The following is a 12,016-nucleotide window of genomic DNA, read 5'->3' on the forward strand; positions in this document are numbered from 1 at the left end:
AGGAAGGCGACCGGCAATCGGCGTTGCTGGTCGGCCGCGGCACGCGCTTCGCGTATTGCCGGGTCCTTGCCTGGATCGGCGGTCCCGAGGGCCGCATGATCGGAGCGTCGAGATGCCCGGGGCGCCGTCTGTTCCCCCGCGGCGGCGCCTCCCGAGAGCCGCTCCGGCGGGCGCCGGCCGCCCGCCGGAGCGGCTCGCACTCCGTTCCCCGCGCTCGACCGGGCCCCGACCCGTGCCACGACCTTCCCGAGGAGAGATCACGTTGAACGTCCCGGACAAGGCTCTTCTCCAGTGGCTCCAGCAGCCGTCCGCCGACCGGGGGCTGCACTTCGCCGGCGCCGGGGACGGCTGGGACTTCCACTCGTACGCGGATCTCGCGGAGCTGACGCTTCGCACGGCGGCGGCGCTGCGTGCGCACGGGCTGCGCACGGGTGAGGTGGTCGCCGTCGTCCAGCGTTCGAGCCCCGGCTTCACGGCGGGTCTGTTCGGCGCGATCGCCGCGGGCGGCACCGCGTGCTCGATCGCCCCGCCGTTCGCGTTCCAGCGCGCCGACGACTACGAGAAGCACGTCACGCATCTCTTCGGTACGGCCCGGCCCACCGTGACCCTCTGCGACCAGGACTCCCTCGAGAAGGTACGCAAGATCACGGCGAATCTCGGACTGCCGGAGCCGGTGCTCTTCGACGCGTTCGTCGACGGCGTCAGCCCGGCCCAACAGCCTTTCCCCGCAGCGGAGTTCGCGCTCCTTCAGTTCACCTCGGGCTCCAGCGGCTTCTCCCGCGGCGTCCGGGTGACCGGCGCCGCGCTGCGCGCCAACGTGACCGCCATGCGGCGCTGGCTCGACTGGTCGCCCGACCTGCCGGGCATCGCCTGGCTGCCGGTCCACCACGACATGGGCCTCATCGGCTGCCTGCTGAACATCGTCACCACCGGCTGCGACGGCTGGATGCTCCAGCCGGAGGACTTCATCCGCTCCCCGCAGCGCTATCTGCGCTGCATCAGCGAGCAGCGCGTGGGCCTGGCCGCGATGCCGAACTTCGGCCTGGCCTACATCCTGCGGCGGGTGCGGGCGGCGGACCTCGACGGGCTGCGCTTCGACTCGCTGCGCTCGATCATCCTGGGCGCGGAACGCATCGACCCCACGGTGCTGGAGAAGTTCGCCGCGCTGCTGGAGCCGTACGGCTTCGACCGCCGGGCCCTGCTGCCGGCGTACGGCGGCGCCGAGGCGACGCTCGCCGTGACCGGGCTCCCGCTCGGCGAGGGCTGGACGGCCCTGTCACCGGAACACAGCGGTGCGGCCTCCTCGGCGGGGGGCCGGATCGTGGGCTGCGGGCGTCCCCTCGACGGTATGACGGTCACCATCGTGGACGACGAGGAACAGTCGGTGCCGGACGGCGCGGTCGGCGAGATCGTGGTCAACGGCCCCTCGGTGGCGACCAGTTACGTCGGCGACCCGGGCTCCGCCTCCGGTACGAGCATCGAGGACGGCATGCTGCGCACCGGCGACGCCGGTTTCCTCCACGACGGGCAGCTCTTCGTCGTCGGACGCCTCGGGGACGGCCTCAAGATGCACGGCCGGATGGTCTTCGCCGAGAGCCTGGAGGCCCAGCTGATCGAGCGGGGCATACCGGAACGCCGGGTCGCCGTCCTGCTCGGCAACCGCGAGGGCACCCCGACGGCGACCGTGGTCCTGGAGGCGCCGAAGCCGGAGTGGTACGACCTGGCGGGCACCGTCCTGCGCGAGTCCCTCACCGACACGGAACTGACGGCCGTCGCCGTCCCGCGCACCGGCATCGCCGTCACCTCCAGCGGCAAACCCCGGCGCCGCGTCATGTGGACGGCGCTGTGCGACGGGTCGCTGGGGGGCACGGCCCAGAGCCTGTGAGGGGTGGCCGCCGCGCTCACCCGCTGACACCGGTCGGAACCGCTGGTCCCCGACTGATCCCCGGCTGGTCCCCGAACAACGAGTGAGGGGCGGTTTCGGATTGCTCCGAAACCGCCCCTCACCTGCGACTCCATAGAGTCGGGACGACAGGATTTGAACCTGCGACCCCTTGACCCCCAGTCAAGTGCGCTACCAAGCTGCGCCACGTCCCGATGCGCTGTTCGCGGAGAACCGCGTAAGTGCGCGAAGAGCACTTTACCCCACACCCGGGGGTGCCCCGAAGCCGGTGCCGGGCGCGGGACAATCGTCGTATGGGCGACACGACCGCAGGCGGTACGACGGACTCGCGGGACCGGGACGGCGAGGGGCGGGCGCGCAACGCCCGGCCCCGGGACGGGCTCGGGCGACCGCTGCCCTACGACGCCGACGGCGTGGCACGGCAGCCCGAGGGGGTCGTGCGCGCGCCGGAGGACACCGTCGCCGAGGCGCAGGCGCTGCTCGACGAAGGGAAACCGTTCCACGCGCACGAGGTCTTCGAGGACGCCTGGAAGTCGGGGCCCGATGCGGAGCGTGCCCTGTGGCGCGGCCTCGCCCAGCTCGCGGTCGGCCTCACGCACGCGGCCCGGGGCAATGCCACCGGCGGGGTCCGGCTGCTGCGGCGCGGCGCCGGTGGCGTCGAGGAGTGGGCGTCCGTGTCGGGGCGGGAGCGGCCGTACGGGCTGGATCTCGCGGGGGTCGCGGCCTGGGCGCGGGGGCTCGGGGACGACGTGGAGCGGGGCGGCGGGACGGTGGACGCGCGGGCGCGGGCTCCCCGGCTGCGCGGGACGTCGTAGCGGAGGGGTGCGGGGGTCGGTGCGGTGCGCGGGCTGTCAGTGGCGTGGGGCAGACTCGGGGGTGTGCGAAAGATTCATGTCATCGGTATCGGTGCGGGCGACCCGGAGCAGCTGACCTTGCAGGCGGTCAGGGTGCTGCGGAGCACGGACGTGTTCTTCATCCTCGACAAGGGCGAGGTGAAGTCGGACCTCACCGGACTCCGCCGGGACATGCTCGACGCGCATGTCCCGGAGGGGACGTACCGCGTGGTCGAGGCGCGGGACCCGGAGCGCGACCGGAAGGCCGGCGGTGCCGCGTACTCCCCGGCGGTGGGTGACTGGCGCAGTGCCCGCGCGGACATCTACGAGCGGCTCATCACCGAGGAGTTGGGCGAGGACGAGAGCGGCGCCTTCCTGGTGTGGGGCGACCCCGCGCTGTACGACAGCACGCTCGGCGTCCTGGAGGAGATCCTGGAGCGGGGCACGGTGGAGTTCGCGTACGACGTGGTGCCCGGCATCAGCAGTGTCTCGGCGCTCGTCGCCCGGCACCGCACGGGGCTGAACCGGGTCGCCCGCCCGGTGCAGATCACCACGGGCCGGCGGCTGTCCGAGGGGTTCCCTGACGGGGTGGACGACGTGGTGGTGATGCTGGACGCGCACCAGGCGTTCACGCGGTACGCGGACCAGGACATCGACATCTACTGGGGCGCCTATCTGGGAACTCCGGACGAGATCCTCGCGTCGGGTCCGATAGCCGAGGCCGGCCCGCGCATCGAGCGGCTGCGCGCGGCGGCCCGTGAGCGCAAGGGCTGGATCATGGACACGTACCTCCTGCGCAGGCGTCCCGAGGACGAGTAGCGGGCGCGGGCCGGGACTGGGAGGCAGGGTTTCAGGGGCGGCACCCGAGTGGACCGCCCCGTATGCAGGAGGGGGCCCGCGGTGTGAAAGTGACCTCGTGACAGTCGCCGAGGAAACCGCGCTGCCTGCCGCGCAGCAGCCCCCTGTGCTGGACTCCCGCCGCCGCAACGTCGTCTTCGTGACCATCATGCTGGGCATGCTCCTGGCGGCCCTCGACCAGACGATCGTGGGGACGGCCCTGCCGACGATCGTGTCGGACCTGGGCGGTGCCGCGCACATGTCGTGGGTGGTCACCGCCTATCTGCTGGCCGAGACCGTGGCGACCGTCCTCGTCGGCAAGTTCGGTGACCTGTTCGGCCGCAAGGTGGTCTTCCAGGTCTCGGCGATCGTGTTCATCACGGGCTCGTTCCTGTGCGGCTTCTCCACCAACATGACGCTGCTGATCATCTGGCGGGCCGTGCAGGGGGTCGGCGCGGGCGGTCTGATGGTGACGGCGATGGCGCTGATCGCGGACGTCATCCCGCTGCGCGAACGCGGCAAGTACCAGGGCGCGATCGGCGCGGTGTTCGGCGTGGCCACGGTCATCGGACCGCTCCTGGGCGGCCTGTTCACCGACCACCTGACCTGGCGCTGGGCGTTCTACGTCAACGTGCCGATCGCGATCGTCGTCGTCATCGCGGCGGCCCGCACCATCCCCGTGGTCAAGTCGGCGACCCGGCCCGTCATCGACTACCTGGGCATCGCGCTCGTCGCGATCGGCGCCAGCGCCCTGATCCTGGCGACGAGCTGGGGCGGCAACCAGTACGCGTGGGGTTCGTCGACCATCATCGGCCTGTTCGTGGGCGGCGCGGTCGCGCTCGGCCTGTTCTGCTGGGTGGAGACCCGCGCGGAACAACCCATGCTCCCCATGCGGCTGTTCGCCAATCCGGTGTTCACGGTCTGCTCGATCCTCAGCTTCGTCGTCGGCTTCGCGATGCTCGGCGCGCTGACCTACCTGCCGACCTATCTGCAGTACGTCGACGGCGACTCGGCCACGATCTCCGGCGTACGGACCCTGCCCATGGTGATCGGGCTGCTCATCGCGTCCGTGTTCAGCGGCAACGTGGTCAGCAAGACCGGCCGGTACCGCGTCTTCCCGATCGTCGGCTCCGCGGTGATGGGCGTCGGCCTGTATCTGATGTCCCTCATGGGTCCGGGCACCGGCGCGTTCCTGGAGTCGGTGTACATGTTCGTGCTCGGCACCGGCATCGGGCTGTGCATGCAGGTGCTGACGATCGCCGTGCAGAACACCGTCGAGTACGCCGACCTCGGCACCGCCACCTCCGGCGTCACCTTCTTCCGTACGCTGGGCAGTTCGTTCGGCACCGCCGTCTTCGGCACGATCTACGCCAACAGCCTCGGGCCCAACCTCAAGGACGGGATCGCCTCGGCGGCGAGGACCGGCGTGCTGGACCCGGCCGTGATCACCAAGGCGGCGACCAGCCCCGAGGGCCTGCACAAGCTGCCGCACGCCACCGCCGTGCCGATCATCAACGCCTACGCCGACACCATCCAGACGGTGTTCCGGTGGACGATCCCGGTCGCGGTGGTCGGCTTCGTCGTCGCCCTGTTCCTCAAGCAGGTCGAACTGCGGGACAGCGCGCGGAAGGGCTCCACCGACATGGGCGAGGGCTTCGCGTCCCCGCGCGGCGGCGACTCGCAGCGGCTCCTCGAAGCGGCCGTCGGCAAGGTCATCGGCAGCACGGACCTCGACACCGCGCGGCGCATCATCATCGCCTCCGACACCCGGCTCGACGTCGCCGGTGCCTGGGCCGTCATGCAGGTCGAGCTCTTCGGCAGGATGGTCGGCCACGCGAGCCTCGGCCTGATCGCGGCCCGCCGCCATCTGCCGCCGGAGGTGCTCCTGCCGGTCTTCGACCGCATGGTCCAGGAGGGCTATCTGACCCGCACCGGGAACCTCCTCTCCCACACCGCGGCCGGCGAACGCGAGGCGGAGGTCATCGGCCACGCGTGGGGCAGCTGGCTGGAGGACCGCGTCCAGCAGGACATCGGCCGTCCCTCGGGCACGGACCTGCGCGCCGCGGTCGACTCCATCGCCAAGCGGCTCCTGGTCGAGGACCTGACCTCCGGACTGCCGCAGCGCGCGGCGGAGCTGGAGCCGAGCCGGGCGTCGTGAAAACGGGGTGCCCGGCGCCAGGCGCCGTGGTCATACTCACGGCATGTCCCCGACGCCCGCCCGCTTCCACGACCCCGGCGCCACGCGCGCGGACTTCACGTCGTCGATCCTGGTCCGGTGTCCGCGCTGCGAGCGGATCGCCCACGTCGAACGGCGTCCGCGCACCCCGCCGGGCGCGGACGGCGGGGTGCCTTCGCGGCCCCGCCTCGTCTGCCGGTCCTGCGGCCTGTGCCGGGACGACGGCCGTCCGCTCCGTTCCTCGCGCCACCCCACCGCCTGTTCCTGTCCGGCCCTGTGGCTGCGGGCCGACACCAGGCACGGGGAACTGTGGGCGTACAACCTCCCGCACCTGGACCTGATCAGGCGGTTCGTCGCCGCCGGCCTGCGTGAACGGGCGCCCTGGTACGACCACGGCCGGAAGATGACCCTCGTCGCCCGTCTCCCGGCCTGGATCAAGAGCGCCAAGAACCGGGACGAGGTGCTGCGCTCGGTGGACCGGCTCCGGGCCACGGTCATCGCCCCGGGCTGAGCCCCAGCCGCGCCAGCACCCCGGCGGCATCCGGCACCGCGCCCACCCCGTCGGGCAACGCGGGCCGTCGTACGACCACGACCGGGATCCCCGCCTGCCGGGCTGCCGTGAGTTTCGCCGCCGTCGCCGCTCCCCCGCTGTCCTTCGTCACCACGACGTCGATCCGGTGCCCGCGCAACAGCGCCGCCTCGTCCGCCACGGTGAACGGCCCGCGCGCCAGCAGCACTTCGACGTCCGGCGGCATCGGCGGCCCGGGCGGCTCCACCGACCGTACGACGAAGTGCAGTCGGTCCAGACGGGCGAAGGCGGCGAGGCCGAGGCGGCCGGTGGTGAGCAGGACCCGGCGCCCGAGTCCCGGCAGTACGTCCGCGGCCCGCGCCAGTGAGTCGACCGGGTGCCAGTGGTCCCCGGGCCCCGGCTGCCAGCCCGGCCGGCGCAGCACCACCACGGGTACTCCGCTCGCCGCACCGGCCAGCGCCGCGTTCGCGGTGATCGTCTCGGCGAAGGGGTGCGTGGCGTCCACGACCGCGTCCACGTGGTGCTCCCGCAGCCACGCGGCCAGCCCCTCGGCGCCGCCGAACCCTCCGATCCGTACGTCGCCCGGCAGCGCACCCGGGCGTGACACCCGTCCGGCGAGAGACGTGGTGACCCGCGACTCGGGCAGCCGCGCCGTCAGCTCGGCGGCCAGTTCACGTGCCTCGGTGGTGCCGCCGAGGATCAGGATGTGCGGGGACATGCGGCGAGCGTACGAGGTCGTGAAGTCACGGCGTCACGGGGTCACGGGCCGGTGTGTCAGCGGAGGAGGAGTTGCAGGCCGCCGATGATCGTCGCCGCGATCACGAGCTGCTCGAACAATCGCTGGTTGATTCGGTTCACAGCCCACTTGCCGATCAACGCACCGGGCACGACGAACACCGCGAGCGACGCGTCGAGGAGGAGCGAGTGCCCGTCGATCAGACCGAGGCCCACGCTGAAGGGCACCTTGGTCACGTTGACGATCAGGAAGAAGAACGCCGACGTGCCGAGGAAGCCCAGCTTCCGGAAGCCCGCGGAGAGCAGGTACATCGACATCACCGGGCCACCCGCGTTGGCGACCATCGTGGTGAAGCCGCCGAGCACACCGTACGAGCGTGCCTTGGCCCGCCCGGACCGGGTGCCGACGGCATCGGGCTCGTCGTCCGTGCCCGCCTCCGCCGTACGCCGGCGCCACACCGTGACCCCGGCCATCAGCAGCAGGATCGCGCCGATCGAGGTCCGTACGACCGCGTCGTCGGCCCACACCAGGAACAGCGTCCCGATCACGACACCGGCCGCGACCGCCGGGAACAGCCGCCACAGCGTGGGCCAGTGGGCGTGCCGCCGGTAGGTGAGGACGGCGAGGACGTCGCCGACGATCAGGATCGGGAGCAGTACGCCGGTGGAGGCGCGGGCAGGCAGGACGGCCGCGAAGATCGCGAGGCTGACCGTGTTGGCCCCGCTCACGGCGGTCTTGGAGAAGCCGACGAGCAGGGCCGCGGCGGCGAGCGCGGCGAATTCCCAGCCGGATATGTGCCAGAGCGTCATCGTGTTCATGCGAGCACCGATGCTATGTCCTTACATCTCGCCGCGTAAGGAGTGTCTCGTCAGTTGGCCCCTGCACCGCGCGACGGTGGCCCGGTGGACTTGGTGAGCGGTGCTAGTTTCCGGGTGTGGACGACACCCGCGAGCACCACCTCACCGGCACCCGGGGCACGATCACCGCACACGAGTGGCCGCGGGAACATCCGCGGTTCGTCGCCCTGGTCGCGCACGGATACGGCGAACACATGGGCCGATACGCCGAGTTGGCCTCGGTACTGCGGTCGCACGGCGCGGCCGTCTTCGGTCCCGACCACCAGGGCCACGGCAGGTCGGCCGGCGAGCGGGTCCTGATCGAGGACTTCGAGGACGTGGTCACGGACCTGCGCTCCGTCGCCGGCCTGGCCCGCGCCACCCACCCCGGCGCGCCCCTCGTCCTCGTCGGCCACTCCATGGGCGGCCTGATCGCGTCCCGCTTCGCCCAGCGGTACGGCGCCGAGCCGGCCGCGCTCGTACTGTCCGGGCCGGTGACCGGCGGCTGGGAGCTCCCGGGCCGGCTGCTCGCCCTCGACGAGATCCCGGACATCCCGGTCGGCCCGGCCGCGCTGTCCCGGGACCCCGCCGTCGGCACGGCGTACGCGGCGGACCCGCTGGTCTGGCACGGTCCGATGAAACGGCCGACGGTGGAGGCCTTCGCGCGGACCCTGGAGACGGTCACCGCCTCGGGCGACCTCGGCGCCCTTCCCCTCCTCTGGCTGCACGGCGCCGACGACCGGCTCGTGCCGCTCGCCGGCAGCCGCGCCGGCGTCGAGCGGCTGAGCGGCGGGCGGTTGACCCGGCACGTCTATCCGGGCGCCCGCCACGAGGTCTTCCACGAGACGAACCGGACCGAGGTCTTCGCCGACCTGACCCGCTTCCTCGACGACGTACTCACCGACGCGCCCCACCACCCGGCCTGACGGCCCAGAGACCGGGCCGCCGCCGAGCCGCGGTCGGATGCGGCCCGCTTTCTACGCCGTCAGGCGGGGGTTCCGAGGTCCACGGCGGCCTCCGCATGGGTGACGAAGTCGTCGACCAGCCGGTGGAAGAGCCCGGCGAGCTGCCGCAGGTCCTCGGGCGACCAGTGGGCCAGCGCCCTCTCGATGCCGCTCCGGCTCGCGTCGCGGAGGCGGCCGACCGCGGCCAGTCCGCTGTCCGTGAGCTGGACGCGCTGGGCGCGGCCGTCGTCGGGGTCCTGGATCCTGACCACGTACCCGAGCTGCTCCAACTGCCGTAGCTGGCGGGTGACATGGGACGCCTCGACGGACATCCGGACCGCCAGTACGCCGGGGCGCAGCGGTTCGCTCTCGGCGATGTACCGGAGGATCGCCACGGCGGCCCGGTCCAGCGGCAGCCCGGCCTCGGCCATCAGACGCTCGTGCTGCCGGGCCCGCCCGGCCAGGTAGGAGATACGGGTGAGGACCCGCTCGATCTCGGCGACGTCCTCCGGAACGGGCGCTGTCACGGGTGGCGGTGTGGACATGTGTTCACCGTAACAGCTGCTTGCCTGACTCAAGCAAGACCAAGATGCTTGCTTGACTTAAGTAACGCAGCTATGGTTGCCTAACTCAAGCAAGTCCAGAGCCGGGGCCGCCGAAGCGGAGGTGTCCCCGTAGCGCCGCGCACCGTGGGGACGGAGTGCGGCGCCGTCACCGGCCCCGAGGCCGGAGCACTCCCCCCGTCCGCCGCCGGGGCCGGTGACACCCCTCACGCACATGGAAAGCGAGCCCCGTCATGGCCACGATGAAGTCCGTGCAGACCGGTGCCGTAGACGCGATCGACGTGGTCGACGTCGAACGTCCGGTACCCGGACCGAAGGACGCCCTCATGAAGATCCGCGCATGCGGGATCTGCGGCACCGACACCTTCTTCCTCCACCTCGGCGGCGGCCCCTTCGGGCCCGGCGGCGCGATGGCCCCGGTCCCCCTCGGGCACGAACCGGCCGGCGAGATCGTCGAGGTCGGCGCGGAGGTCGACGGACTGAAGGTCGGGGACCGCGTGGTCGTCAACCCGCAGGGCGCGCCCTCCGGGATCATCGGCTGCGGCGGCAAGCACGGCGCCATGAGCGACTACCTGCTCCTGGAGGACTGCGAGACCGGCAAGAGCGTCACCGTCTTCCCCGACACCGTGCCCTTCGACGTGGCCGCCCTCAACGAGCCGATGGCCGTGGCCCGGCACGCCGTCAACCGGTCCGAGGCGAAGCCCGGCGACAAGGTCGTCATCTTCGGCGCCGGGCCGATCGGTCTGGGCGCGGCGATCTGGCTGAAGCTGCGCGGGGTCGAGCACGTCGTGGTCGTGGACGTCATCGCCGCGCGCCTGAAGACGGCACTCGCCGTCGGCGCGGACGCGGTGATCGACTCCGCCGAGGAGGACGTCACCGCCCGGCTGACCGAGCTGCACGGGCAGGCCGCGAACGCGCTGGGCCAGCCGCGCGCGGGTACCGACATCTACATCGACGCCGCCGGTGCCGCCGCGGTCGTCAACACCACGGTCGACTCCGCGAAGTGGGGCGCCAAGCTGGTCATGGTCGCCGTACAGAAGAAGGGCGCCGACATCGATCTCGGCGGCATGCTGCGCAGCGAGCTGACGCTGATCGCCTCGCAGGGCTACCCCACCGAGATCTTCGAGGTCACGCGGGAGATCGTCGAGCACCACGAGCGGTTCGCCGAGCTGATCAGTCACCGGGTGCCGTTCTCCGAGGTCGGGCGGGCCTTCGAGCTGGCGCTGACACCGGGCGCGGCGGAGAAGATCGTCGTCACCTTCGACGAGTAGGCGCGGGCCCGCGGTTTCCGGTCGCCGGCCGCGGTCGACGGCCCCGGCCCGCGGTCGGCCGACCCCCTCGGACAGGAACCCCCACGCCATGATCCACAGCCTGCGACGGCTGCTGCCCCGCCGTCCCCGCGCCGTCGACCTGGTCGTCGCCGCGGCCCTCTTCGCCTGCTTCTTCCCGGGCAGTCGGATGACGCTCCCGGGCCATGATCCGGGCGTCACGTCGTGGCCCGGCGTCCTGGTCGCGGGTCTCTGCTCCCTCGCCGTGTTCTGGCGGCACACCCTGCCGCGCACCACGGTGGTGGCCACCCTGTGCGGCGCGACGGTGGTGGCCGGGCTCGGCTGTCTCCTCACGGTCCTGGTGATCGGCCCGCTGATGGTCGCGCTCTACACCCTGGCCCGGCTCTCGGACCGGACCACGGCGAACCTCTTCACCGCCTCCGGCATCGTCCTGCTCGCGGGCACGTCCCTGCTGGTCGACGCCGGCGGCGAACCGCTGGTCCTGAAGCTGCTCGGCCCGGCCTTCTGGCTGCTGCTGCCGACCTCCCTCGGCACCACGACCCGGCTGCGGGCCGCCTACCTGGAGGCCGTGCAGGCCCGGGCGGAGCACGCGGAGCGGATGCGCGAGAAGGAGGCCCGGCACCGGGTCACCGAGGAACGCATGCGGATCGCCCGCGACCTGCACGACGTCGTCGCCCACCACCTCATCCTCGCCAACCTCCAAGCCGGCTCCGTCGTACGGCTGTTGGGCACCCGTCCCGAGGAGGCCGAGCGGATCGCCGGTGAACTCGCCGGCACCACCGCGTCGGCCGTCCGCGAACTCAAGGCGACCGTGGGCCTGTTGCGGCACGCCGACGACTCGGAGACCCCGTCGGGTCCCACTCCGGGGCTGGCCCGACTCGCCGATCTGGCGGCCTCGTTCGAGCCCGCGGGGCTGTCGGTGACGGTCACCGTCGAGGGCAGGCCGCAGCCGCTGCCGGCCGGCGCCGACCTCACGGCGTACCGCATCGTGCAGGAGGCGCTCACCAACGTGACCAAGCACGCGGGCACCGGCTCGGCCGAGGTGCGGCTGCGCTACGCGCACGACCGGCTGGGCATCACCGTCACCGACCACGGCGGTACGACGGCGCCCTCCTCCCCCGCCCCGACCGGGGGCTACGGCGTCATCGGCATGCGTGAGCGCGCCCGGTCGGCGGGCGGCCGGCTCCGGGCCGGGCACCGGCCCCAGGGCGGCTACGAGGTCGCCACCGAACTGCCGCTCCCGCCCCACACCCAGAATTCACTTGCGTAAGTCAATCAATCTCATTATGATTGAGTGAGTCAAGCAAGTCGACTCACCCCGTTTCATCACCACTCACCCCGGACCGTCGTCACTCGCTCCGGATCGTCAC

The 12,016-nt window shown here is 72.1% G+C and carries 11 protein-coding genes and 1 tRNA gene; 8 read left to right on the plus strand and 4 right to left on the minus strand.

Annotated features, from left to right (window positions below):
* The first annotated feature begins 262 nt into the window (after positions 1-262).
* A complete protein-coding gene (locus ACIPTO_RS00460; RefSeq protein ID WP_401188099.1) occupies positions 263-1,885 on the plus strand; it encodes an AMP-binding protein in 1,623 nt (540 codons plus the stop codon).
* 138 nt (positions 1,886-2,023) lie between these two features.
* Here ACIPTO_RS00460 and ACIPTO_RS00465 read toward each other — a convergent pair.
* A tRNA-Pro gene (locus ACIPTO_RS00465) sits at positions 2,024-2,097 on the minus strand.
* Positions 2,098-2,196: 99 nt separating this feature from the next.
* On the opposite strand from ACIPTO_RS00465, the gene ACIPTO_RS00470 reads away from it, so the two are divergent.
* The 4 genes from ACIPTO_RS00470 (at position 2,197) to ACIPTO_RS00485 (ending at position 6,260) form a co-directional block, all read left to right on the plus strand.
* The gene (locus ACIPTO_RS00470; protein WP_401188102.1) at positions 2,197-2,718 is read left to right on the plus strand and encodes a DUF309 domain-containing protein; all 522 of its coding nucleotides are present in this window, start codon (positions 2,197-2,199) and stop codon (positions 2,716-2,718) included.
* Between the two features lie 63 nt (positions 2,719-2,781).
* Positions 2,782-3,555: a precorrin-6A synthase (deacetylating) gene (cobF, locus tag ACIPTO_RS00475; RefSeq protein ID WP_401188104.1), complete on the plus strand. Its 774-nt coding sequence runs from the start codon at positions 2,782-2,784 to the stop codon at positions 3,553-3,555.
* Between the two features lie 97 nt (positions 3,556-3,652).
* A complete protein-coding gene (locus tag ACIPTO_RS00480; protein ID WP_401188107.1) occupies positions 3,653-5,731 on the plus strand; it encodes an MDR family MFS transporter in 2,079 nt (692 codons plus the stop codon).
* A gap of 43 nt (positions 5,732-5,774) precedes the next feature.
* The gene (locus ACIPTO_RS00485) at positions 5,775-6,260 is read left to right on the plus strand and encodes a hypothetical protein (RefSeq protein WP_401188109.1); all 486 of its coding nucleotides are present in this window, start codon (positions 5,775-5,777) and stop codon (positions 6,258-6,260) included.
* Here ACIPTO_RS00485 and ACIPTO_RS00490 read toward each other — a convergent pair.
* Both ACIPTO_RS00490 and ACIPTO_RS00495 read right to left on the minus strand, forming a co-directional pair.
* Positions 6,244-6,996 (minus strand): cobalt-precorrin-6A reductase, encoded by a 753-nt coding sequence (locus ACIPTO_RS00490; protein WP_401188110.1) that lies wholly within the window; start codon positions 6,994-6,996, stop codon positions 6,244-6,246. The two genes, ACIPTO_RS00485 and ACIPTO_RS00490, sit on opposite strands and share 17 nt — an antisense overlap.
* A gap of 56 nt (positions 6,997-7,052) precedes the next feature.
* Entirely contained in the window at positions 7,053-7,832 is a 780-nt protein-coding gene (locus tag ACIPTO_RS00495) for a sulfite exporter TauE/SafE family protein (protein WP_401188112.1), read from the minus strand.
* A gap of 116 nt (positions 7,833-7,948) precedes the next feature.
* Here ACIPTO_RS00495 and ACIPTO_RS00500 point away from each other — a divergent pair, with 116 nt between their 5' ends.
* The gene (locus tag ACIPTO_RS00500; protein ID WP_401188115.1) at positions 7,949-8,776 is read left to right on the plus strand and encodes a lysophospholipase; all 828 of its coding nucleotides are present in this window, start codon (positions 7,949-7,951) and stop codon (positions 8,774-8,776) included.
* 59 nt (positions 8,777-8,835) lie between these two features.
* Here the strand turns inward: ACIPTO_RS00500 and ACIPTO_RS00505 are convergent, their stop codons facing one another.
* The gene (locus ACIPTO_RS00505; RefSeq protein ID WP_366324587.1) at positions 8,836-9,339 is read right to left on the minus strand and encodes a MarR family transcriptional regulator; all 504 of its coding nucleotides are present in this window, start codon (positions 9,337-9,339) and stop codon (positions 8,836-8,838) included.
* Positions 9,340-9,590: 251 nt separating this feature from the next.
* Between ACIPTO_RS00505 and ACIPTO_RS00510 the strand changes: the two genes are divergently transcribed.
* Both ACIPTO_RS00510 and ACIPTO_RS00515 read left to right on the plus strand, forming a co-directional pair.
* On the plus strand, positions 9,591-10,628 hold the full coding sequence (locus tag ACIPTO_RS00510; RefSeq protein WP_401188118.1) for a zinc-binding dehydrogenase: 1,038 nt from the start codon (positions 9,591-9,593) through the stop codon (positions 10,626-10,628).
* A gap of 88 nt (positions 10,629-10,716) precedes the next feature.
* Entirely contained in the window at positions 10,717-11,916 is a 1,200-nt protein-coding gene (locus tag ACIPTO_RS00515; protein ID WP_401188121.1) for a sensor histidine kinase, read from the plus strand.
* The last annotated feature ends 100 nt before the right edge of the window (positions 11,917-12,016 follow it).

Source organism: Streptomyces sp. NPDC090083, from assembly GCF_044747445.1.
In the GTDB taxonomy this organism is placed as follows: domain Bacteria; phylum Actinomycetota; class Actinomycetes; order Streptomycetales; family Streptomycetaceae; genus Streptomyces.

Coding starts and splice junctions, on each gene's coding strand:
- ACIPTO_RS00470 (WP_401188102.1), top strand. CDS start 2,197: ATGGGCGACACGACCGCAGGCGGTACGACGGACTCGCGGGACCGGGAC.
- ACIPTO_RS00485 (WP_401188109.1), top strand. CDS start 5,775: ATGTCCCCGACGCCCGCCCGCTTCCACGACCCCGGCGCCACGCGCGCG.
- ACIPTO_RS00490 (WP_401188110.1), bottom strand. CDS start 6,996: ATGTCCCCGCACATCCTGATCCTCGGCGGCACCACCGAGGCACGTGAA.
- ACIPTO_RS00495 (WP_401188112.1), bottom strand. CDS start 7,832: ATGAACACGATGACGCTCTGGCACATATCCGGCTGGGAATTCGCCGCG.
- ACIPTO_RS00505 (WP_366324587.1), bottom strand. CDS start 9,339: ATGTCCACACCGCCACCCGTGACAGCGCCCGTTCCGGAGGACGTCGCC.
- ACIPTO_RS00510 (WP_401188118.1), top strand. CDS start 9,591: ATGGCCACGATGAAGTCCGTGCAGACCGGTGCCGTAGACGCGATCGAC.
- ACIPTO_RS00515 (WP_401188121.1), top strand. CDS start 10,717: ATGATCCACAGCCTGCGACGGCTGCTGCCCCGCCGTCCCCGCGCCGTC.